Genomic DNA, 20920 nt, shown 5'->3' with positions numbered 1-20920 from the left:
GCACGAAGAAAGAATAAAAAAAAGCCCCCTTTTTTCAAAGAGGGCTTTTTTCTTTAGAAAGTTATAAACTTGCTAATCGGGAGCGATTAGAAGTTTACACGTACTTTTAAAGTACCTTGATGTGCAGTATACTTACTTGCAGCATTGAAATCATAACCAATTCCGTATTCCATCTTAGCATCAGGTCTTATGCTTGCACTTAAACCTACATTGTAAGATGTTTTAACAGTTCTGTCAGGCTGGCTGATGAACGGAGTAACTTGTCCATCTAACTGAGACTGAGTTTTAGATAATCTACCATTTACTTTGTGAACTACAAAAGCGTGAGCTTCCGGATATACCGCAAGATCAGTTATATTCATAGTACCACCGGCTACTTTAGCACCTACTATTAAATCGGTTCTATCGCTAAACTTGCTGTTAACTTGCTTGTTTGCAACTGTTGTACCGGTTTCTTTGTAGTTTTCATCAGAAGACTTTAAGTAGCTAAGTCCTGCCATTGGAGTTACTAATACACCTTGCATTGCATTGTAATCATAACCGACCATTAAGTTACCACCGAATGTCATGTTATCGTAATTACCGGCAGCAATTTGCTTATTCATCTTACCGTTAGCATCGAAGAAGTAACGCTGACTTTTGTTCTTCACTTGGTTTAAGCTAAATATTGCACTACCTTGAGCAAAGAAGTTCTCAACAAGCTGCTGGGCACCATATAGAGAGAATGAGAAACCGTTAACGTCGGTTTTATCACCTTTCTTATAATCCTGGTGTTTTATATCGGTTTTAGTGATACCGATAGCAGCACCGATCATTAAATTATCGTTAGCTAGCGTATCTAAACCGATTACGACACCAGTGGTTTTAGCTTTATAACCAGCTAAACCGCCTTTCTTACTTTGATGTGCATCAGTATAGAAAGGTTTTGCCCATATACCGTAAGCTACATTGTCAACAGCTTCGTCACCTGCAGCAACCGCAGCCGGTATTGCTCCAGCTTCAGGTCCAGCCATTTCAGCAGTTTCAGGAGTACCTAAATATCTAAGGGTCCCTAATCTGTTACCAAGTTGAGCTTGGATGTCTTTTGCTACATCTAATTGTGCATTAGTTACTGCTGCACTTGTATCGGTAGTAATAGCTACAACAAAGTTAGCAGAATCAGCACTATTTTTAGCTAAAAGAAGATTATTATACACCGCAGTATTAGTTGAATTTACGAATGTCGTAACGTTCTGACCTACACCCGGTGCACCTGCAAATGGGCTATTTGCGATATCATTAGTAACTACTTTTGCTGCATCGTTAGTACGTGTTATTACATAATCTTGGTTAGCAGCACGTATTAAACCGTAATCTACGAAACGATTACTTCCGGTTACAGCAAAGTTAGGAGCTCCTAAAGTACCGTTAAATCTAGCACCACCTTGGATTAAAGTATAAGTTTGTGTACCGCTGAAATTTGCATTGGCATTATCTTGTACGTTAATGGTTGTAGTTCCTGTAGTTGTTGCATTAACCTGAGCATTTTCCGCAATAACGATGTGACCTATATTACCGTTTGCTACTGTTAAAGTAGTTTCAATAGAAGTATTGCTTCCCCATGTTGAAGTACCGCTTGCAAATGTTAAGGTATTTGTAAGAAGATCGATTTCACCGTTAATAGCAGTAGTACCACCGCCTAAAATTACGTTAGAATTTAAAACACCTAAGTCATAAGTACCAAAGTCTGTGACTTGTGAATAAATATTTCCTTGTAATCCTGCACCATCATCACTACCTGTAAATCTAACAGAAGCTACAGGAGTATCTGAACTACCTATATTACCGACTAATGCACTACCTAAGTAAGTTACAGTACCGTTATTAGCTTTAGTAGTAACAATCATACTTGTAGAATCAGAAAATGTACCGTCAGCAAATCTTACATTAGCGTTACCGTTAACACTTCCAAGGGTAATTTTACCGTCGAAATCTGTTCCGGCTACACCACCTGTAGTAACAGTTACACCGTCATTAATTGTTGCGTTAGTTGCGATAATATTACCTAAGTTGTTATAGTCTGTAGTAAACGTTACTTGCTTTAACTTTGGAGCTCCAATACCTTCACCTAAGCCATAAACCGTACCAGGGGTGTTAGGAATACCGCCGCTAAGTGTGACAGTACCTTGATTATTGTTTACAGTACCAATACCTGCGTATAATGTAGTAGCATTAACAGTAATACCGTTATCACTTCCAAGACCAAGACCTACAATATTACCCTGATCACCGATTGCTTGACCGTCAGCGATTACACTATCAACCCCTGAAACAATCAGTCTAGGAACATCAAAATCACCTGTAGCTGTTTCATTACCTACTGTACTTTTAATTGTTAAACCGTCTAATAAGATACCATTGGGTAAGAATAAAGCTGCACCTAAACTTGCATTTTCAAAAGAAATTGTATCAGTCGCCGCACCATGGTCATTACCTGCATTACCTATTTCATTAATCACTACGTTACCGCGACCGGAAACTGTTATTTGTTTTAAATCATCAACAGGTCCAGCTTGTTTGTTTAATGTTACGGTAATAGGAGCGGTGTTAACAAATTCTACTATACCGGTACCATCGGCAGATGCGACAAAGTCCGCAGTATAGTTACCACCGATTTGTAAGGTTGAATTATCTTCAATTGTAGTTTCACCGTTAAATATTGCGTTACCTAAGAACTTAGCAGTAGTACCGTTGTCTAATTCTACAGTATTAAACTTATTACCTTGCTGTCCACCAACTGTACCGCTTACTATATTTGTTCCACCGGCCGTAAAGCTGAAAGAACCTACATTAGCATCGGTAGTAGTAATATTAGTAGCATATAAATTTACACCTTCGCCAACATTTAATATAGTATCAGCATTAGCTCCTTTAGATCCAAAATTAATTTCAGAAAGCAGATTTGCTGCACTACCTAAATTTGTACCGGCTGCAAGAGTCGTATTAATATTTACAACAGGATTAAATATTATTTTACCTTGACCGGCAGCATTCGTAGTTTTTGTTATTAAGTAAGTATTGTGAGCGAGTTGTACTGAACCGTTATTTCCAATAACTAACTCATTAATAGCAACATCACCACTATTTAAAGCTGTTTTACTTGAGCCGATATTAAATTGTCCAAGAGTTTTATTATTAGCTGCAATAGTACCAATATTACCGCTAATAGTTAAAGTTTGATTATTTGTTAGGCTACTCGCATCAACAACACCTGTTTGATCAGTAGTGATAGCTAAATCAAAATCAACTAAAATATTATTTTGAGTACTTGTTAATTTAATAGTACCACCGTTAGCTAGGAAATCAATTGTTCCACCGGCATTAGCACCGATAATATTTGCTCCACCAAGTGTTAATGTTTTTGAAGCATCGTTAGCTAAAGTAATACCTTGTAACGCAGCATTACCACCACCGTTACCTATATCACCAGTAATTGTAGCACTTCCATCTAACTGAATAGCACCGCCAATAAGAGCAGTTTGGTTAACTTTACCATTGACAACTGTACCGTCAGCAAGTTTAAATACAGAACCGGCATTTCCTAAACGTAGCTCAGCAGTATGTGTTCCTGATAAATTAACAACTCCCACACCTGCTGCTTCGATTGCTTTAATATTATTTGTCACTGCAACATTTGCATCAGCATTACCGCTTGCTAAAGTACCGTTAGCAGCAAAAGTTATTACACCTGCAGTATTACCGTTATTGCTAGCATCACCTGTGAAATTACCTGTAAGGATCTTAGTATCAGGAACTGTAATCTGCACTGCAAGATTACCGAAATCAGTAGCACCAAAGTTTGAGTTTTGAGTTATTGCAACTTTAGAAGCTGCTGTTTTAAAGGCAGTAGTACCGTCTGTACCAACATCAACTATGTGGTCAAAGTTTACTTGTCCGCCTGCATTAGTACTTTGTATAACCATGTCTTTAGCATAAACTTGTCCAGCGATTGTTGCTGCATTTCCATTAGCTACGCTAACAACAAACCCTGCAGCTCTACCAGCTCCATTATTAGTACCTATTACTGCATTAGCTATAAGTTGACCGGCTACTGCAGTAGTATTAAATTCGATAATACCTTTTAGATTACCGCCTAAACTTCCTGTAACATTAAAGTCGGTAGCACCGCCACCAGCAGCATTACTTAATAATACTAATCTACCGGTACCGTCTGTTCCGTTAAAATTAATAGTAGCACCACCTACTTGTAAATTTAAAGCATTACCGTTAGTAGCATCAGTATTGAAAATGAAACCTTGACCGTCACCGATATTAATTGTCTTAATAGTAGCAAAAGTTTTATCTGAAACTTGAATAAATCCATTAGTAACATTTAATGTACCGTTAGCACCATTAGCTATTGCAGCATTATCAAGTATAAGAGGAGCTTTTTGAGTTGTAGGGTTTGTTAAATTAAATACTAATGTAGAAGCCGCAGCACCAAAATCTATTGTTCCTACGCCGCTAAGATCATTATTGGCAATAGCATTACCACCATTAACTTGTGTAACAACATTTTGAGCATTTTTTGTAGCACCAGCTTGTGCAGCAGTAATACCTTGTCCTGTTATGGTAAGAGTTTTACCGGCAGCAAGAGTAAGGTTAAAGATGTTACCGTTATTAGCAACATTCGTGAGGAACCCTAAGGTAGTATCTTCGCTAATTGTCACTGCTAAATCGTTTGCAGTATCTAAAAACAAACCGTTAAAACTACCTGCTGGAGTATTAAAATTAATACCATTATTAGCATTAGCCGTAATAACTGCATTTGGAGCAACTGCAAGATTTGCAGGAGCGGCAGTTTGGTCAAATCCCGCACCGTCAACAGTTGTAGCAGCTCCAGCTGTCGTTCTATTCTGCTGTGTAGCAGCACCCATAGCTGAGCCTACGAAGCCGGCTACTATGGTAGCTGTAGAAGCAGTTACCAATCCTGCGGAAATTAATTTTTTTAGAAAATTTGGTTTTTGAGCCATAATTTTTTTTCCTATATTTAAGTTAAAATTTAGTACCTAGTATTAAAACAAACTTATCAAACGTGAGTCAATATATCCCGCATTTGATAAGGAAATAACCTAATATTTTGTTTCAATAGTTTCTAAACTACGGGCTGTAGCATACTATATATTGTATATAATTACAAGCATCGCTGTAGTTTTTTTATAAAGTTTTAATAAATGTTATATTTTTATCACATTGGTGTTATGCCTTATCAGTGTCATACCGTGGCCCCTCCACGGTATCCAGCCCTTTATGTTATTTTCCCGCGTAGATACCGATGTCATTCCTGCGAAAGCAGGAATCCATTACTTTTTGCTGTCACCCCGTGGCTTGACCACGGTATCCAGTAAAACAAATAAAAATACTAAAATTTTAAACTGGATCCCGCTTTCGCGGGAATGACATAGAGGAGCGTGGAAATGACACCAAGAACTGGCCCCCGTGGTCCAAGCCACGGGGTGACACAGTTGGTTTTACCGATCCACGCAACAATGCCTCCTCGCAATGACGAGAAAACTACTCTTCATTAAATATTAGCACTTCAGCAGTATTTTCCCATTTTAGCATTTCGTCGTATTTAGTATCCCAAATACGCATAATTTCTTTTTCATATTCTACAATTTGCTCTTCTAATCCTTCAAATTGTTTCACCATTTGATGTGCTTTAGAAAGTATCGTGTCATTACTAACGTCAAAAACTTTTTTCAAATGACGGTCTTGTTCTTCTTTGTAATTTAAATGAGCCGCTCTACCAAGCTCAGCATCTTTATGCATATCTTCACTTCTTATCTGTATTTCAAAATTACGTTTAGAGTGTAAAAGCTGCATTATATTATGAAGAGACTGATAGCCGTTGCTTTTTGGTCTATTTATATAATCTTTGGTGTATAACCAATCTAAATGCGGAGAACTCTTAACTACGTCCAAAGCATTATAGCATAGAACTTTAGATTTAACTATAATCCTACATGCAATTAAGTCTTTCAACGCATCAATCGGCACTTCTTTCCTTTTCATCTTTTTTAAAACAGAATAAGGTTCTTTAAGACGCATATATATCTCATTTTCTATATCTGCTTTATTTAAATCTTCTTTAAGCAGATTAATAATATCACAAATCAAATCCCCTCCTGCTACCTAAAATTCTATATATCTCTATTCTTAGTAAATATTACCTATAGCTTTTAGAACTTAAATCCACAAGATTGTTCATAATACTATTCAAGTAATTTATAAAATTAATTCTTTAACTAAAAATTAAAAAACAGATTAATAGTAAAAATAAATTTTTTCAATAAAATTGTTTAATTAATTTTAACTTAGATTAATGTAGTTCCGTTGTCATCCCGTGACTTGATCACGGGATCTTGCATCACAGACTGCGTCCTAAGATACCGCGGCGGGGCCGCGGTATGACATAAATGAACACAGCATCAAGCAATTAACAGGTCAGAAAATTTATCCATAGAAACTTCCGAAACACTACGTAGAACTTCAGAAATTTTGTTAAATTCTCCGGTACATTCAAGCACTACATCTACGCCTGCATCTAAAACTCCTTTGGTAATATCTGCCATACTACCGCTTAAAGCTTTCATATCTATTGCATCGGAAATAATAAGCCCTTTAAAGCCGATATTATTTTTAATATAGTCTATAACTTTTTTTGATAGGGTGGCAGGATTCTCAGAATCAAGAGCTTTGTAAATTATATGTGCCGTCATAGCAAGCTTAATATTATCGTGCTTCGCTAGCTCCTTAAATACTTTAAAATCTGTATCCTCTAGTTCTTTTAAGCTAGTATCAACAATAGGTAACCCTATATGGCTATCTACTTTAGCTCTACCATGCCCTGGAATGTGCTTGATGCAAGCCCCGACTTTCTCTTCTTGTAATCCATCTATAGCAGCTAAACATAAAGGTACGACTACTTCCGGCTCTGAACCAAAACTTCTATCTCCGACTATCTTGTCTGCTCCTTCGTGAATCAAATCCGCTACCGGAGCAAAATCTAGATTAATACCTACTTCTCTTAGCTCTTTGCCTATATTGCTATAATTGTGTTTACATGTTTGGGGATCAGTAAAGTCCTTCGCAGCCGGAGCGTCATAAAAAGTCGGTGCTATGAGCCTTTTTACCCTACCGCCCTCTTGATCTATAGAGATGATAGTATTTTCTCCTAATACTTCTTTTATATCTGCAATAAGCTTAATAAGAGTTTCTTTATCCTGCTCACCGTTATCATTCTTTCTAATATTACGACGGAATAAAATTACACCTAAAGGATTATGCTCTTCAAATAATTCTCTTTCGGCATCGGTTAATTCAGGACCGGATATACCTATAATTACCGGCTTTACCATTTGTCTTATTGTCATAATATGCTCCCTTCTTTCCTTTAAAACGTAATATGACAAGTACTATACGCAAGTCATAGAGGAATCGGCAAGAATTTTTTTTATTTGAAGAGATAAATTATGGAAGTTGGTTAAGTAATATATCAATTCTACTCGATGAACTTGAAAAATTGGCGACAATGTCTTTGTAAGTCCTCGGATGCTCACGTATTATTATACGCTCCGCTCCTCGGCTTACAGGCTCATTGCTCTTTTCCAAGTTGATCTTCGTATAACTCGTTTTGTAACAAGATTTTTGAAGTAGTTCTATATCATTAGCAGTATAATATTTTCTATTATTTATTTTATAATTAGATAAATCAGGGATTTTTGTCTCTAGATATCTTAATTGATTTAAAGCAATATTTAAATGCTTAATCACTTCACTAGCAGAATAATATTTTTTTGTTAGCTTATTGTTTGTCATGTTCGTTAATTAAAGCTTTTAATTTGGAAGACGGGACAAAACGTAAATTCTTTTTTGATTCTATAATTACTGGTGATTTAGTATGAAAATTTATTCCGGGACGTGGATTTTTTTGTTTAACCTCAAAACTGCCAAAATTCTTTAAAGTTAATTTTTGCTCTTTTGCTATTTCTAAAATATTAGAAAAAACCGTATTAACTATTTCCTCGCATAAATTATTTGAAAAACCCAATTTGGAGCTTAACATAGCTGAAATTTTTTCTTTGGTAATAGTCATAAATAATACCGATTTTTTAATGATGTCATACCGTGGCTTGACCACGGTATCCAGAAAAAATTAAAAAAGGCTGGACCCCGTGGTCAAGCCACGGGGTAACAATGGTAGAACCAAAGCCCACTAAATAAAATCACGAATTTGCTTTTTCTTTATTATATTCGTTAATATTTTTATTTAGCTCTTCTAATTTATCCACTAGGTGCTGACGTATTTTTTCTTGCTTCCTGCTTTTTTATAACCTTCCATTTTTGCTTTTACATCATCTATAGATTTTTGCTGTTCTTCACCTTTTTTATCTTTCTGATCTTTCACATTCTTTTTTATCTCTGCAACACTTTGTGCTATCTGATCATAAGTATTGCTTAAGGTCTGATTAAATTTATCGGCTCCCGTTTGGGCTAAGTTTGTTAAATTGTCTTTTAATTCCTGTAAATTTTCGGTAATTGTTTTTGTACTGCTTGTAGCTATTTCTTCAGTTTGCACTTCATTTGCTTTTGTTTCATCCTTGGTAGGCGAATCTGCAAAAATGCTAGGTGTTAATAATAATGTAGCGGTAGCCCCTAGTGTTATTAATATTCTTTTCATTATATTCTCCGATTATTTATATTTATTGTTATATTGTTCAATTTTCTTACTTAAATCATCAAGTTTTTTTACAAGAGTTTGTCTATATTCTTCTACTTTATCATCTTTAATTTTCTGATAATCCTGCAACTCTTTCGTTAAACTTTTATATTGCTCTTTTATAGTTTCTAAAGAGTGGTCTTTACTATCCTTAGCATATTCCTCTAAATCATTAATTTTGACGGATAATTTATCTGCTACTTCATGACATTTTTTATTAAAGTCGGCAGTAATAATTTCAGCAGAATTCTTAAGGTTTTTATGTAATTCTTCAAGTGCTTCACCTATAGTTCTCATAACACCTCTTTTTGAAAATAGTTAATAAAAGTTAAACTTAAATATTATATATTCAGAATCATAAATAATATAATCTTAAAAAGCAATTTTAAAAAATACCTATTTAATATATAGTTATTATATAAAATAAATTTGAGGATGTTATGACATTAGAACTAGGAAAAAAAGCTCCTGATTTTTCGCTGCACATAGGTAACGATAAAATAATTAAACTATCGGATTTAAAAGGAAAATTCATAGTATTATATTTTTATCCGAAAGACGATACGCCTGGATGTACTATTGAAGCACAAGATTTTAATAGGCTAAAACCGGAATTCGATAAGCTTAGTACGGTAGTTATCGGAGTATCTAAAGATAAACTCGATTCTCATGATAAATTTAAAGAAAAATACGGCTTGGGATTTGACTTAGCATCCGATGCAAATTCAAACTTATGCGAACAATTAGGGGTATGGGTAGAAAAATCGATGTTCGGCAAAAAATATATGGGCATTGAGAGAGCTACGTTTTTGCTTGATAAGGAAGGCATCGTTAGACATATTTGGCGTTCGGTAAATGCTAAAAATCACGCCCAAGAAGTACTTGAAAAATTACGGACTATGCTTTCTTAAGCAGTAGTGGGTTGTTGCTAGGATACTGATGTCATTCCCGCGGAAGCGGGAATGACATCGAGTAGGTTTTCTGATCCACACAACAATCCCTGCTCGCAATGACGGAAAGCCGATTCATGCCACAATCCCAATTTTTCAAATTAAACTAGTATAAATTATTTCTTCCATCTATTGTGAAACCAGAACCATTGAGAAGGATTTTGCTTAACCCATGCTCCTAGCATTTGATTAATATTAAGCATAATATTATAGCAATCAACTTTATTATCACCGGTTTGCTCAAACTTTAATTGCGGGTGAACTATTACTTTAAAATAACTGCCTTTAGTTCTAATGATTTGGCAAGGTATAATTGGATATTTATACTGCAAAGCAATTTTAGCTATGGCGTTTGCAGTCATAGCAGGATATCCTAAAAAAGGCACTTCAATTCCATCGTTCATTTTTTGATCAACAAGCATAACAATAGATTCACTCTCCTTGATAGCCCTAACTAAAGCTCTGCTACCGTCAGGACCTTTCGGTATAAGCCTCAATTTATCACTAGCCCGACTTTCATTAATTAGCTTATTAACATACGGGTTATTTGCTTTACGATAAATTACGGCAAATTTCGGATAAGATTTATGCAGAAGATTAAGACCGATATCCCAATTGGCAAAGTGACCGCTAAATAATAAAAAGGGTTGCCCTCCTAGCTTTTTAATATTCTCAATACCTATTATCTCGGCTCTATTTTCTAACTCGGTTTCACTCATTTTATTAACATAAGCACTCTCGCCTATAAATCTGCCGAAATTATCCCAAGTTTGATCTATGATTTTTTCAACATCACACATATCGCCGAATACTGCTTTAATATTTCGTCTAGCAATTTTATTAACGGCGAATAATATACCGACTTTTCTTGCTATGAAACTACAAATATCTGCCGCTTTATCTACACCGAATATTCCTATTACTTTAAGGAATATAACGACGATAAAATACTCAATTAAATATCTGAGCTTTTTTAAAAATTTTTTCATTTAATAAATCAGGGTTGTTTATAGATAGTTCTACATCTAAACAGACCATATTATTATTTAAATCATTGAACTTAATATGATCTTTTCTTGTAGTAATTAAGGTAGCACTATGCTCTTTAGCTAATGAATATAAATTTTCTAAATCCGCTTGTAAATAATTATAATGATCAGGAAAAATTTTGTAACCGGTTATATTCAATCCATAATTTTTTAAAGTCGAAAAGAAACGCTCAGGATTACCGATACCGCTAAAAGCAAAATAATTTTTAGTTTTGTCTATATTACTTGAGGGTATGATTTGAGCATTTATTAGTTTACCTGTATAAGGCACTAGTTCATTTTGTATTTTATCGTGATTGCTACTGACTAAAAAGATTAAATCAGCTGCATCAAGGGCTTTATTTGGATATTGTCTTAAAGGACCGGCAGGAATTAGAAAGCCATTGCCGAAAAGCCTTTGGCTATCTACTGAAACTATAGTAAAATCTTTATGAAAATAAGGATTTTGTAGGAAATCATCAATTATTATTATATCAGGTTTAAGCTCGTTAATTAATGGTAAAATCTCTTTAATATTTTTAGTAGCAATAACTGTTCCGCACTTTGCAAGTATTATAGATTCATCTCCTACCTCTAATGCTGTATGTCCTTGATGTATGGTAGTGGCACTTTTAAGGTTACTACCATAAGCCTTAGTTACTATTACAAAACTTACATTTTTAGCTCTCAGTAATTTGGCTAGATACATTACTATCTGTGTCTTACCCGTACCTCCTACGCTACAATTACCGACACAAATAACTTTAGCAGGCAACATAATAGGACGTGCTAAACTAGCTCGTAAATAGCCTAAAAATTGATATATCAAGCTTACCGGCAAAAGCAAATAAGCTATAATATTTCGCTTCTGCCAAAATTCAGGATATAAAAGTTTGATCATATTAATATAAATTAGGTTAATATTCGTGTTGTTGAGTGGCTCAAAAAAACTACTCTATGTCATCCCCACGTGGCATTGTTGCGTGGACCGGTAAAACCCACTGTGTCACCCCGTGGCTTGACCACGGGGTCCATAAAAACAATAAAAAATACTAATAATTTTAGTATTTTAACTGGATCCCGTGGTCAAGCCACGGGATGACAGAGGTGAAATTGATCCACGCAACAATGCTACGTGGGAATGACATGAAACTATACAATAAAACCTATTTATCAACATTTACGGCAATTAAAAATAAAGTCAAACGGATTGATTGCTTTGTTGTCTAGTAGAATTTCAAAATGCAAATGCTCACCCGTAGCATTACCGGTTTTTCCTTGTATACCGATAAATTGACCCCGCTTAATTTTATTTCCTTCCTTAACTGACATTTCCTTTAAATGAGCATATTTCGTAACAAATTTGCGTCCATGTTTAATCTCAACAAAATTCCCGTAATCAGATGCTCTAGCGGCTTTTATAACAATTCCGCTTGCTGCTGCATATATCGGTGCTGCTTTTTTAGCTTGCAAATCAATACCGCTATGGAAACATTTCTTTTTTCTTTTCTTTTTATGAGGACTGTTCCTAGTTCCGTAATGGCTAGTAATTTTTGGCTCGTATTCCGGCATCATAAGCGGAATCGTGCTAATTATTCTATCAAGTTTGGTTAATTCCGAGATGTTATTCCTATGAGTTTGTTTTTTTGCAAAATAGCTAGCTTCCGGTTTAGAGAGAAACTTATATTTTGAATTTAGCTTTGTTACAACTGTCTTTATATCAGCTATTTTTATTTCGGCTGCTTTATTAAATTCTGCCGGATTTTTATTATGGAATTTTTGTAGAAAAATCTTATTTTGTTTAGGGTTATTAATTATTAGACCTAAGTTTTTTGCATATATACATTTGCTATTTTTATTTGTTAAATCATACTGTACTACTAAATTTGCATGACTGATTTTATATTTTTGCTTTAATTGAGATGAAGTCGTAGAAAGTAATGTAGTATCACTAGATTCTTTAATACTGCTGCAACCTTGAACAAGAAAAACTATAAACAGTAAAAAGATATATTTTTGAAGAGACATTAAAGATCACTATACTCCTGTGAAATGAAGAGTTGATATACGAAGTTCAACTTGGAAAAGAGCAAGGCATTTTGAAGCTTTTAACCGCAGCGTACATACTAGTCGTGAGGATTAAAAGCAAAAAATAACGAAGCCAATTTTTCAAGTTCAACGAGTATAATACGTAAATTTTAAATTAAGAAGGTTGCTTAAATATTCCGTTAATTTTTCTAATTCCTCTTTTATATTTGGAGGATTAATTAACATTAACCCACACTTTACCATATTTTTATCACTATTTAAAAGCTCATATTCAATAATTATAGTTTCTTTAAATCCGATATTCTTGTAGTTGTGGTAAAAAATCACGGACTAAAGGTAAATCTTTTATAGGATACCAAATTAAGACGGGATTATTAAGAACTCGTAGCTTAATTTTTTTAAGAGCTTCGAGTAGTTTTTGAAACTCATTTTTGACCTCAAAAGGCGGATCAAGAAAAATTAACCCTCTATTCTCTTTAAACGGTAGAAAAGCTTTAATCGCATTATACGCATCTATATTATGCGTATTATTCGGTAGTAGTTTTTTTAAACTCAAGTAATCGCTTGGATGAAGCTCACAGGCAATTAAACGATCATTCGGTCGTAATAATTGTTTAATTATAAAAGGTGAACCGGGATAATGATTAAGACCTGCTAGATTTACTATATTTAAAAAAACTTTTAGAAGTTCAGGAATAGGGTCTGTAAGCTTCAATAATTTGTCAATGCCGTTATTACTCTCTAAAGTCTTAGAAGCCGCCTCTGAGTTTAAATCGTAAAGACCAAGACCCACAAAAGCATCTAAAACCGCAAAAGGCTTTTCTTTTTTCTTAAGCTGTTCTAAAATGCTAATTAGCACTAAATGTTTGACTATATCAGCAAAATTGCCTGCATGGTAAATATGACGATAGTTCAAAATTATAAACCGTATTTCTTTTTTAACAATTCTGTTGCTTTTTCTGAAGTAAGAAGTTTATCACTATTATTATTTCTTCTTGCTAAAGCAATTTCTGCATCTTCTCTATTTTCTTTTAATTCACGTAAGTAATTCTTAATTTCTACCCATATTAATTGAGCTTTACTAGCCATAAAACTAATCATTTATTAAATTCATAATTAAGTTAATCATTAATTCTTTCTGTATAGGATCGCTTTCTGCAATAAGTAATGCTAGTGATGTCATAGCACTTACTCCAATATTTTTTAACCCAATATTTGCTTTGGTAAGATAAAGTAAAAAAAGTAAACAACCTATTCTTTTATTACCATCACTAAATGGATGATCTCTTTATATTATGAAATACAACAAATGAGCTGCTTTTTCTTCTGCCGAGTTATATAAAGATTTACCTTCAAAAGTTTGATCAATATTACCTAAAATTCCTTTAAAACTATTGTCTCTTTCAGCTCCAAATAAATTACTTATTTCTGCATCCTCTTGTTTGCCTAATTCTTGCTTTAATTTTTTAATTGCTTCTAAAGATTCTTGGTAGCTTAATAATCCATTAGTTTCTAACTGTAATTTTGTCGGTGGATTTAATTTGTCTTCATCATATTTAACTAATATCTTCCATGTTTTAGAGTAATTCTTTATAAGGTTAATTAATTCTTGTCCTGTACTATTTACCAAATTTTGATTTATCAAAGTATTAGTTAATAGTTCTACTGCTTGTTGTAGATTATTTAATTTCTTTTGAGTGATTTTATCTTGATTAATGCTATAGCCTTTAATGAGATATTCTTTAAGTAAGTTAGTAGCCCACTTTCTAAAAGCAATCCCTCTCCTAGAATTTACCCTATACCCGACTGATATTATTGCATCTAAATTATAATATTCCACTTGTCTTTCGCCCCTCCTTTCTCCTTCTATTTGAACTGTTGCAAAAAACGCAACAGTTGCGTTCTCTTCTAATTCTCTTTCTTTAAATATATTCTTTAAATGTCTTGAAATTACTGATTTATCTCGAGCAAATAGTTCTACTATTTGATTTAAAGATAGCCAAACAGTTTCGTCTATTATCTTGACTTCAACATTAACTTCCCCATTTTCATCTTGATAAATTACTATCTGACTTTCCATTTCTTTATTCATTAGCTCTTATTCCTCTAGATATGCTTTACCATCAGTAGCAGTTGTGGCAAAAAATGCAACAGCTGCTTTTCCTAAACATTTTTTATTATTGCAAGCCATTCTTCTTCATCAATAATTTTAATATTAAGCTCTTTAGCTTTTTTAAGCTTGCTGCCTGCATCAACGCCTGCTACGACTAAATACGTGTTAGATGATACGCTAGCTGCAACTTTAGCCCCAAGTTTTTCAGCCGTTGCTTTAGATTCCGCTCTAGATATCGTCGGTAAGCTACCGGTAAATACTACTATTTTACCCGTTAAACTGCTTTGTTCTCTAGTCTCTTTATAATCTTCAATATTTAATACTTCACCAAGTTTTTTGATAAGCGTGGTATTTTCTTTAATATCAAAAAAATCAATAATATCTACTAGAATCTTATCGCCGATACCCTCTAAATCATTTAATTTCTGATAAATATCAGGATCATTGTTGCTAAGCAATTCCACTTGAGCTATAAAATTAGCATAGCTGCCAAATTCTCTAGCAAGCAATTTAGCGTTTTGTTCACCGATATGCCTTATACCCAGAGCATATATGAATCTTGGTAAGCTAACGTTCTTTGATTTCTCGATATTTTTAAAAAGATTCTCTACTGATTTTTTGCCCCACCCATCCATATTCTCTAATTTGGTTAAACTAGAATCATTTTTTTCTTTTAAAAAGAATATATCGAGTGGATTGCTAATTAATCCCTTATCTATTAAAAACTCAACTTGCTTACGTCCAAGCCCTTCAATATCCATAGCATTTTTCGATACAAAATGACGGATACGCTCATAATTCTGAGCAGGACAGTTAAGACCGTTATCACAGCGTATAATAATATATTCAGGCACATAATGCAACTTAGAATTACATGACGGGCAAAATAAAGGAGTATCAAACGGTGCGGTATCATTAGGGCGTTTATCAAAATCAACTCCCATGATTTTAGGAATAACATCACCGGCACGCTGCAGAAATACATAATCACCAATCCGTACGTCTTTTCGCATGATTTCCTGAAAATTATGCAGCGTTGCTCTGCTAACGGTTACCCCGCCTATTTCTATAGGTTCAAGCTCGGCTACCGGCGTTAAAGTACCGGTTCTACCGACCTGCACCGTAATAGAAAGCAGCTTCGTTTGCCCTATTATTGCAGGAAATTTATGAGCGGTAGCAAATCTTGGAGATCTAGCGATAAACCCCATTCTATTTTGCAGTACAAAATCATTTAGCTTATATACTACTCCATCAATTTCATAAGGTAATTTTTCTCTATTTGTTTTGAGATATTCATAAAAGGTGAAAATTTCTTCTTCGGAATTTGTAAGCTTAGATATTTCATTAACACTAAAACCGAATTCTTTTAACTTTATAAGTAATTGATCTTGTGAAGAAGCGAGATTCTGCTCAGTTACTCCTCCTGAATAAACAAAATATTTGAGCGGTCTTTGAGCCGTAATAGAAGCATCAAGCTGACGAAGCGAACCGGCAGCAGCATTACGGGGGTTAGCAAATTTATCTCTGCCCTGCTCTTCTTGTTCTTCATTTAGGTTTAAAAAATCTTGTTTTTCAATATAAATTTCCCCGCGTACTTCTAAAAACTCCGGAGCATTATCTATTTTATGAGGAAAATTTTTGATTGTTTTAATATTTGCCGTTATATCTTCACCGACATATCCGTCACCTCTTGTAGCTCCCGTTATAAGTAGCCCGTTTTTATAAATAGCAGAAAAAGACAAACCGTCTATTTTAGGCTCACAAAAGATAGGAGCAAACTCATCAAGACGTAAGAAGTTTTTAATGCGGTCTATAAAATCTCTTACATCTTGCTCATCAAAAACATTACTAAGAGATAGCATAGGTGCTTGATGCGTAACTTTAGCAAATTTATTTGCTATTTTAGCTCCTACTTTTTTGCTAGGACTATTTTCTAAAACTAAATGGGGAAATTTCTGCTCTAGCTTTAGATTGGTATTAAATAGCTGATCATACTCGGCATCTGAAACTAAAGGATTATCTTCTATGTAATAAGCATGATTATACGCTGCTATTTTACAGCTGAGTTCTTCTAGTAATTTTTTTGCTTCTTCTTCAGATATTAAATCAATATTTTGCATTAGTAATTCATGTTTTTTAAGTGACTTTGTTGAATGACTCTTTTATGTCATTCCCGCGTAGGCGGGAATCTAGGGCAAAGCGAGATAACCTCCGCTTTTAATTTTAAAAACTTACTGTGTATACACCTTTTTATTACTGGATTCCCGCCTACGCGGGAATGACATCGAACAGGTTTTTCTAGGTCATATGATAAAACAAACCATCTTAAGAATCAAAATCAAAATCTTTACCTAGTTTAATATATTCTCTAATGCGACTCATGAGGCTTTGAAAATATGTAAGATTATGCCAAGTCATTAGCATAGAGCCAAGTATCTCACCGATTCTAACTAAATGATGCAAATAAGCTTTACTATAGTTTTTACAAGCAGGACATAGGCAATCATGCTCTAACGGCTCGTTATCATCTGCGTATTTGCTATTGCGGATATTTACCGTGCCGTATTTGGTAAAAGCCTGACCATTACGACCTGAACGTGTTGGGATTACACAGTCAAACATATCTATACCTCTGTTAACCGCACCGATAATATCAGCAGGCTTACCGACTCCCATTAAATAACGCGGCTTATTTTGCGGCAGAAAATTAGGAGCATAATCAAGTACTTTAAACATAAGCTCTTGCCCCTCACCTACTGCAAGCCCGCCTATAGCATAGCCCTCAAAATCGAGTTCTACTAAATCTTTAGCTGACTGCTCACGTAATTCTTCGTAAACACTACCTTGAATAATACCGAATTGTGCGTAGCCTTCCCGCTTAACAAAAGCATTACGTGATCTATTTGCCCATCTAGTCGTAAGCTGCATAGAAGTTTTAGCTTCTTCAAAGGTTACAGGGTAAGGCGTACATTCATCAAAAGCCATAGTAATGGTACTACCGAGCAGATATTGTATTTCGGTAGAACGCTCAGGCGTTAACATATATTTATCACCGTTAATATGAGAGCTGAAACTTACTCCTTCTTCGGTTATCTTGCGTAACTTCGATAACGACATTACCTGAAAACCGCCGGAATCGGTTAATATCGGCTTATCCCAATTCATGAATTTATGCAAACCGCCAAGGTGTGCTATACGCTCGGCAGTCGGCTGCAGCATTAAATGGTAAGTATTTCCGAGTAATATATCCGCTCCGGTTTCAGCTACTGATTCAGGCAGTATTGCCTTAACGGTTCCTCTAGTCCCGACCGGCATGAAAGCAGGGGTACGAATCTCACCGTGTACGGTTGTGATAACACCGCTTCTAGCTTTTTTATTCTGATGATGAATATTAAAAGAAAATTTTGACACTAATAATCACTTATTTTTAAAAGCAATATCTTAGCATACTATAATTTATCCTGGAATATAAAAATTAAGATTAAAGGTCGCAATACTTAAAAAATCATCAAGTATTGAACCACAAAGTTTTAACTCAGTATAAGATTTATTATATATTTCCGTTTTAATCAGTCCAAGTAAATATAAAGTCCCAATTACTGAAAAGAGAACTATACTGTTTGGAGTATTTAATAATTTATCTTCAATAAAAGCAGTAATGGTTCCTTTAGGCTCGTGTAAGATTTGAGCAACTAGCTCTCTTAAAATAGCATGATCAAATGAGCTTTGCTCTAAGATTTTTAATATAGTGAAATTATTTTGCCGACAATATGAATTAAGGAGTTCTCTACGACGCTTACGATTTTCAGAATTTGAGAGTGGTGTTAGAAAGATTATTATTTTTTTAGTGGAAGTCATTTTGATTTACCCCGTTTAGTTAAACTTAGATTTTTAAGTTCTAACCACCACAAAATATTTTATGGTGGTTGGGGAGTTAGAAAAACCGCTACTAACAGTTCACAATAGATTTTAAGCTCAAAGTAACCCCTAAGCTCTGGACATGTCTATCGTCATCCCCAACCATAAGTGCTGAGGATTGCACCATATAATGGCTGATGCATAACCATAATAGCAAGAGGTTTCTAAGCCCCGAAATAGCATTTTGCCATTCCGGTTATGATTCTATATACAACTTCCCAAAAAAGTCAATTAAACTTTACGTTTTATTGTTTTTTTCCTTTTCTAATCTAGTTTGTACCTCTATAAGCTTTTGACAAAATGCGATAAAATTCCTCGCTGCTTGTCGTGCTTGTTCTTCTGTGATTTCACCGTTATAAGCATTGTAAATAGCTTTAACTACATTATTAAATTGGCATTGCTAACTAAAGAGAGATGTCATATCGTGGCTTGTCCACGATATCCAGGAAAACAACTTAAAATACTAGATATTTAGGCATTTTTTTTGGATCCCGTGAATAAATCTATAGTACTGGACAATTTTCAAAAAGCTCTCGATGTCATCCCTGCGAAAGCAGGGATCCATGCTAAAAAAATCTTGATTTCAAAGATTTTTTTATTAGATAATTTTTTTCAAATAAAGCTTTATTTGACTAGATTCCCGCTTTCGCGGGAATGACATAAAGTAAAAATTGTCCAGTACTATAGAATAAATCACGGGATGACATCGAGTTTTTATTATTATTATCTCTCTTTAGTTAGCAATGCCTTTAAATTTTTCTTTTATTGTTTCTTTATTCATAATGTTATTCCTTTCTGTTAATGATATTTTTAACTCTAAATAATTATATTTATAGGTGAATTAAATTTATAAAACTATAATTATTACAATCAATAATTATAGTTATTGACTTATTTTAATTACTTCTATAGATTACTTCTCTTAAATTATAATTAAACTCTGTCATTCATAATATAATCTAATTTTTAAGAGTTAACATATGGAAAATAAAGAAGAAGAAACTTTAACCTCTGAGTTAATAATAGATGAAGAGGAGGAAAAGCGTTTAAAAGCTCAAAATGCAAGGAAAGAGCTTAAGTTAATATTAATAACATTTGCTATTATTCTCACTAGTTTTTTAACTTTTTGTTATTTCTTTTTTAACTATATAGAAGAAAAAGCAGCAGAGTATAAATTACAGCAAGAACAAGAAGCAAAAGTAAATAATAAAACAGAATGAAGTTGTTTAAATACAATGTAATCAAAAGTTATTAATCTATTTAAAGTTAAAAAATTATTTGTTATTGCAATTTTTTAACTTTTGCTTTAATTGTAATCAACTATTATTAATATAAATAAAATAACTTTTATGGAAGATATAAGCTCTTGGAAAGAAAAGTTTGAAATTTGCATTTACGCTAAAAAGCTGATTGATAAACTCGAATATTTAAACGATAAAGTAAAAAATCCTGTTGATATAGAGGAAATCAAAAAAGGTATCTACTACGCCCGTAAATATCACGGCTTGCAAATGCGTCAATCAGGCGATCCTTACTACTCTCACCCAATTGAGGTAGCGATTATGCTTGCGGAGTTTGTAGCAGACGAAGCCCCTAAGCTTTTTACTTCTAATATGATAAATGCTGCTCTACTTCACGATACTATTGAGGATACAGAACTTACTGAAGAGATGATTACCGAAATTTTTGAAATAGAAGTAGCGAGACATGTAGAGGGTTTAACTAGAATCAAACCTTATGGAAAAATCAGTGCCGAGGAAAGCTTAAACCTGTTAATCAAACAAAAAAGATATGATACCGCACTTATAAAATTATTTGATCGTATTCATAATGTACAAACATTAGCAGCTAAATCACCTGAGAAAGCTAGAAAAGTAATAAAGGAAACTCTAATACATTTTATTAGCTTTGCTACATATTTAGAAATTCCTGTTTTAACTCATCGCTTAATTGAATTATGTAACGAAAATTTAGGTATATCTAGCTTTAAACCAATACAACAAAATATATTTTTAGAAAACATATTTTCCTTTTAAGGATAATTTTTAGCCTTTTTCTCTAGCTTGTAAAAATGTGAGCCCCCCACATTGAACTTAATATT

At 33.9% G+C, this 20920-nt stretch carries 19 protein-coding genes and 4 pseudogenes; 7 read left to right on the top strand and 16 right to left on the bottom strand.

The window, feature by feature from the left end:
* Positions 1-86: 86 nt before the first annotated feature.
* Positions 87-5012, bottom strand: a complete 4926-nt coding sequence (gene ompB, locus AC5587_RS01225) for an outer membrane protein OmpB (protein ID WP_499162594.1) — start codon at positions 5010-5012, stop codon at positions 87-89.
* A 220-nt stretch (positions 5013-5232) separates the two neighbouring features.
* On the opposite strand from ompB, the gene AC5587_RS01220 reads away from it, so the two are divergent.
* Positions 5233-5439 carry a hypothetical protein gene (locus tag AC5587_RS01220; protein WP_499162593.1) on the top strand — a complete coding sequence of 69 codons (207 nt, stop codon included), beginning with the start codon at positions 5233-5235 and terminating at the stop codon, positions 5437-5439.
* Between the two features lie 114 nt (positions 5440-5553).
* Here AC5587_RS01220 and AC5587_RS01215 read toward each other — a convergent pair whose 3' ends face one another.
* From AC5587_RS01215 to AC5587_RS01190, 6 genes and pseudogenes are all read right to left on the bottom strand, one after another.
* A complete protein-coding gene (locus AC5587_RS01215) occupies positions 5554-6159 on the bottom strand; it encodes a RelA/SpoT-related domain-containing protein (protein ID WP_499162592.1) in 606 nt (201 codons plus the stop codon).
* Between the two features lie 311 nt (positions 6160-6470).
* Positions 6471-7415 carry a glycoside hydrolase family 3 N-terminal domain-containing protein gene (locus AC5587_RS01210; protein ID WP_499162591.1) on the bottom strand — a complete coding sequence of 315 codons (945 nt, stop codon included), beginning with the start codon at positions 7413-7415 and terminating at the stop codon, positions 6471-6473.
* A gap of 42 nt (positions 7416-7457) precedes the next feature.
* Positions 7458-7860: pseudogene (locus tag AC5587_RS01205) on the bottom strand (palindromic element RPE5 domain-containing protein).
* Positions 7847-8137, bottom strand: a complete 291-nt coding sequence (locus AC5587_RS01200) for an HU family DNA-binding protein (protein ID WP_499162590.1) — start codon at positions 8135-8137, stop codon at positions 7847-7849. Before AC5587_RS01200 ends, AC5587_RS01205 begins: the two are co-directional and overlap by 14 nt.
* 130 nt (positions 8138-8267) lie before the next feature.
* Positions 8268-8722: pseudogene (locus AC5587_RS01195) on the bottom strand (hypothetical protein).
* 12 nt (positions 8723-8734) lie between these two features.
* A complete protein-coding gene (locus tag AC5587_RS01190; RefSeq protein ID WP_499162589.1) occupies positions 8735-9058 on the bottom strand; it encodes a hypothetical protein in 324 nt (107 codons plus the stop codon).
* A gap of 143 nt (positions 9059-9201) precedes the next feature.
* Here AC5587_RS01190 and bcp point away from each other — a divergent pair, with 143 nt between their 5' ends.
* Entirely contained in the window at positions 9202-9672 is a 471-nt protein-coding gene (gene bcp, locus AC5587_RS01185) for a thioredoxin-dependent thiol peroxidase (protein ID WP_410526794.1), read from the top strand.
* A 155-nt stretch (positions 9673-9827) separates the two neighbouring features.
* Here the strand turns inward: bcp and AC5587_RS01180 are convergent, their stop codons facing one another.
* The gene (locus tag AC5587_RS01180; RefSeq protein ID WP_499162588.1) at positions 9828-10700 is read right to left on the bottom strand and encodes a lipid A biosynthesis lauroyl acyltransferase; all 873 of its coding nucleotides are present in this window, start codon (positions 10698-10700) and stop codon (positions 9828-9830) included.
* On the bottom strand, positions 10663-11640 hold the full coding sequence (gene lpxK / locus AC5587_RS01175) for a tetraacyldisaccharide 4'-kinase (protein WP_499162587.1): 978 nt from the start codon (positions 11638-11640) through the stop codon (positions 10663-10665). The genes AC5587_RS01180 and lpxK overlap by 38 nt, the downstream gene beginning before the upstream one ends.
* Positions 11641-11712: 72 nt before the next feature.
* On the opposite strand from lpxK, the pseudogene AC5587_RS01170 reads away from it, so the two are divergent.
* Positions 11713-11876: pseudogene (locus AC5587_RS01170) on the top strand (tRNA lysidine(34) synthetase TilS); the annotation flags it as partial.
* Between the two features lie 36 nt (positions 11877-11912).
* Here the strand turns inward: AC5587_RS01170 and AC5587_RS01165 are convergent.
* The 5 genes and pseudogenes from AC5587_RS01165 to ligA all read right to left on the bottom strand — a co-directional run bounded on the left by AC5587_RS01165 (position 11913) and on the right by ligA (position 17021).
* Positions 11913-12767, bottom strand: a complete 855-nt coding sequence (locus AC5587_RS01165; protein ID WP_410527404.1) for a M23 family metallopeptidase — start codon at positions 12765-12767, stop codon at positions 11913-11915.
* Between the two features lie 147 nt (positions 12768-12914).
* Positions 12915-13704, bottom strand: a pseudogene (gene rlmJ / locus AC5587_RS01160) (23S rRNA (adenine(2030)-N(6))-methyltransferase RlmJ).
* Positions 13705-13706: 2 nt separating this feature from the next.
* Positions 13707-13877: a hypothetical protein gene (locus AC5587_RS01155; RefSeq protein WP_499162586.1), complete on the bottom strand. Its 171-nt coding sequence runs from the start codon at positions 13875-13877 to the stop codon at positions 13707-13709.
* Between the two features lie 199 nt (positions 13878-14076).
* A complete protein-coding gene (locus AC5587_RS01150; RefSeq protein ID WP_499162585.1) occupies positions 14077-14880 on the bottom strand; it encodes a virulence RhuM family protein in 804 nt (267 codons plus the stop codon).
* 71 nt (positions 14881-14951) lie between these two features.
* Positions 14952-17021, bottom strand: a complete 2070-nt coding sequence (gene ligA / locus AC5587_RS01145) for an NAD-dependent DNA ligase LigA (protein ID WP_499162584.1) — start codon at positions 17019-17021, stop codon at positions 14952-14954.
* Between the two features lie 33 nt (positions 17022-17054).
* On the opposite strand from ligA, the gene AC5587_RS01140 reads away from it, so the two are divergent.
* Positions 17055-17183 carry a hypothetical protein gene (locus tag AC5587_RS01140; RefSeq protein ID WP_410527409.1) on the top strand — a complete coding sequence of 43 codons (129 nt, stop codon included), beginning with the start codon at positions 17055-17057 and terminating at the stop codon, positions 17181-17183.
* A 43-nt stretch (positions 17184-17226) separates the two neighbouring features.
* On the opposite strand, the gene tgt is transcribed toward AC5587_RS01140, so the two are convergent.
* Both tgt and AC5587_RS01130 read right to left on the bottom strand, forming a co-directional pair.
* Positions 17227-18312 carry a tRNA guanosine(34) transglycosylase Tgt gene (tgt, locus tag AC5587_RS01135; RefSeq protein ID WP_499162583.1) on the bottom strand — a complete coding sequence of 362 codons (1086 nt, stop codon included), beginning with the start codon at positions 18310-18312 and terminating at the stop codon, positions 17227-17229.
* A 45-nt stretch (positions 18313-18357) separates the two neighbouring features.
* Positions 18358-18759: a hypothetical protein gene (locus tag AC5587_RS01130; protein WP_410527411.1), complete on the bottom strand. Its 402-nt coding sequence runs from the start codon at positions 18757-18759 to the stop codon at positions 18358-18360.
* A 553-nt stretch (positions 18760-19312) separates the two neighbouring features.
* On the opposite strand from AC5587_RS01130, the gene AC5587_RS01125 reads away from it, so the two are divergent.
* The 3 genes from AC5587_RS01125 (at position 19313) to AC5587_RS01115 (ending at position 20855) form a co-directional block, all read left to right on the top strand.
* Entirely contained in the window at positions 19313-19477 is a 165-nt protein-coding gene (locus AC5587_RS01125; protein ID WP_499162582.1) for a hypothetical protein, read from the top strand.
* A 322-nt stretch (positions 19478-19799) separates the two neighbouring features.
* Complete coding sequence (locus AC5587_RS01120; RefSeq protein WP_039594806.1) at positions 19800-20039, top strand: RP671a family tick cell line-upregulated protein; 240 nt, start codon at positions 19800-19802, stop codon at positions 20037-20039.
* A gap of 129 nt (positions 20040-20168) precedes the next feature.
* Positions 20169-20855 (top strand): HD domain-containing protein, encoded by a 687-nt coding sequence (locus tag AC5587_RS01115; protein WP_499162581.1) that lies wholly within the window; start codon positions 20169-20171, stop codon positions 20853-20855.
* Positions 20856-20920 lie beyond the last annotated feature (65 nt).

This window comes from Rickettsia endosymbiont of Hedychridium roseum, assembly GCF_964028255.1.
In the GTDB taxonomy this organism is placed as follows: Bacteria; Pseudomonadota; Alphaproteobacteria; order Rickettsiales; family Rickettsiaceae; genus Rickettsia; species Rickettsia asembonensis.
This window is presented reverse-complemented; position numbering and strand designations above follow the sequence as displayed.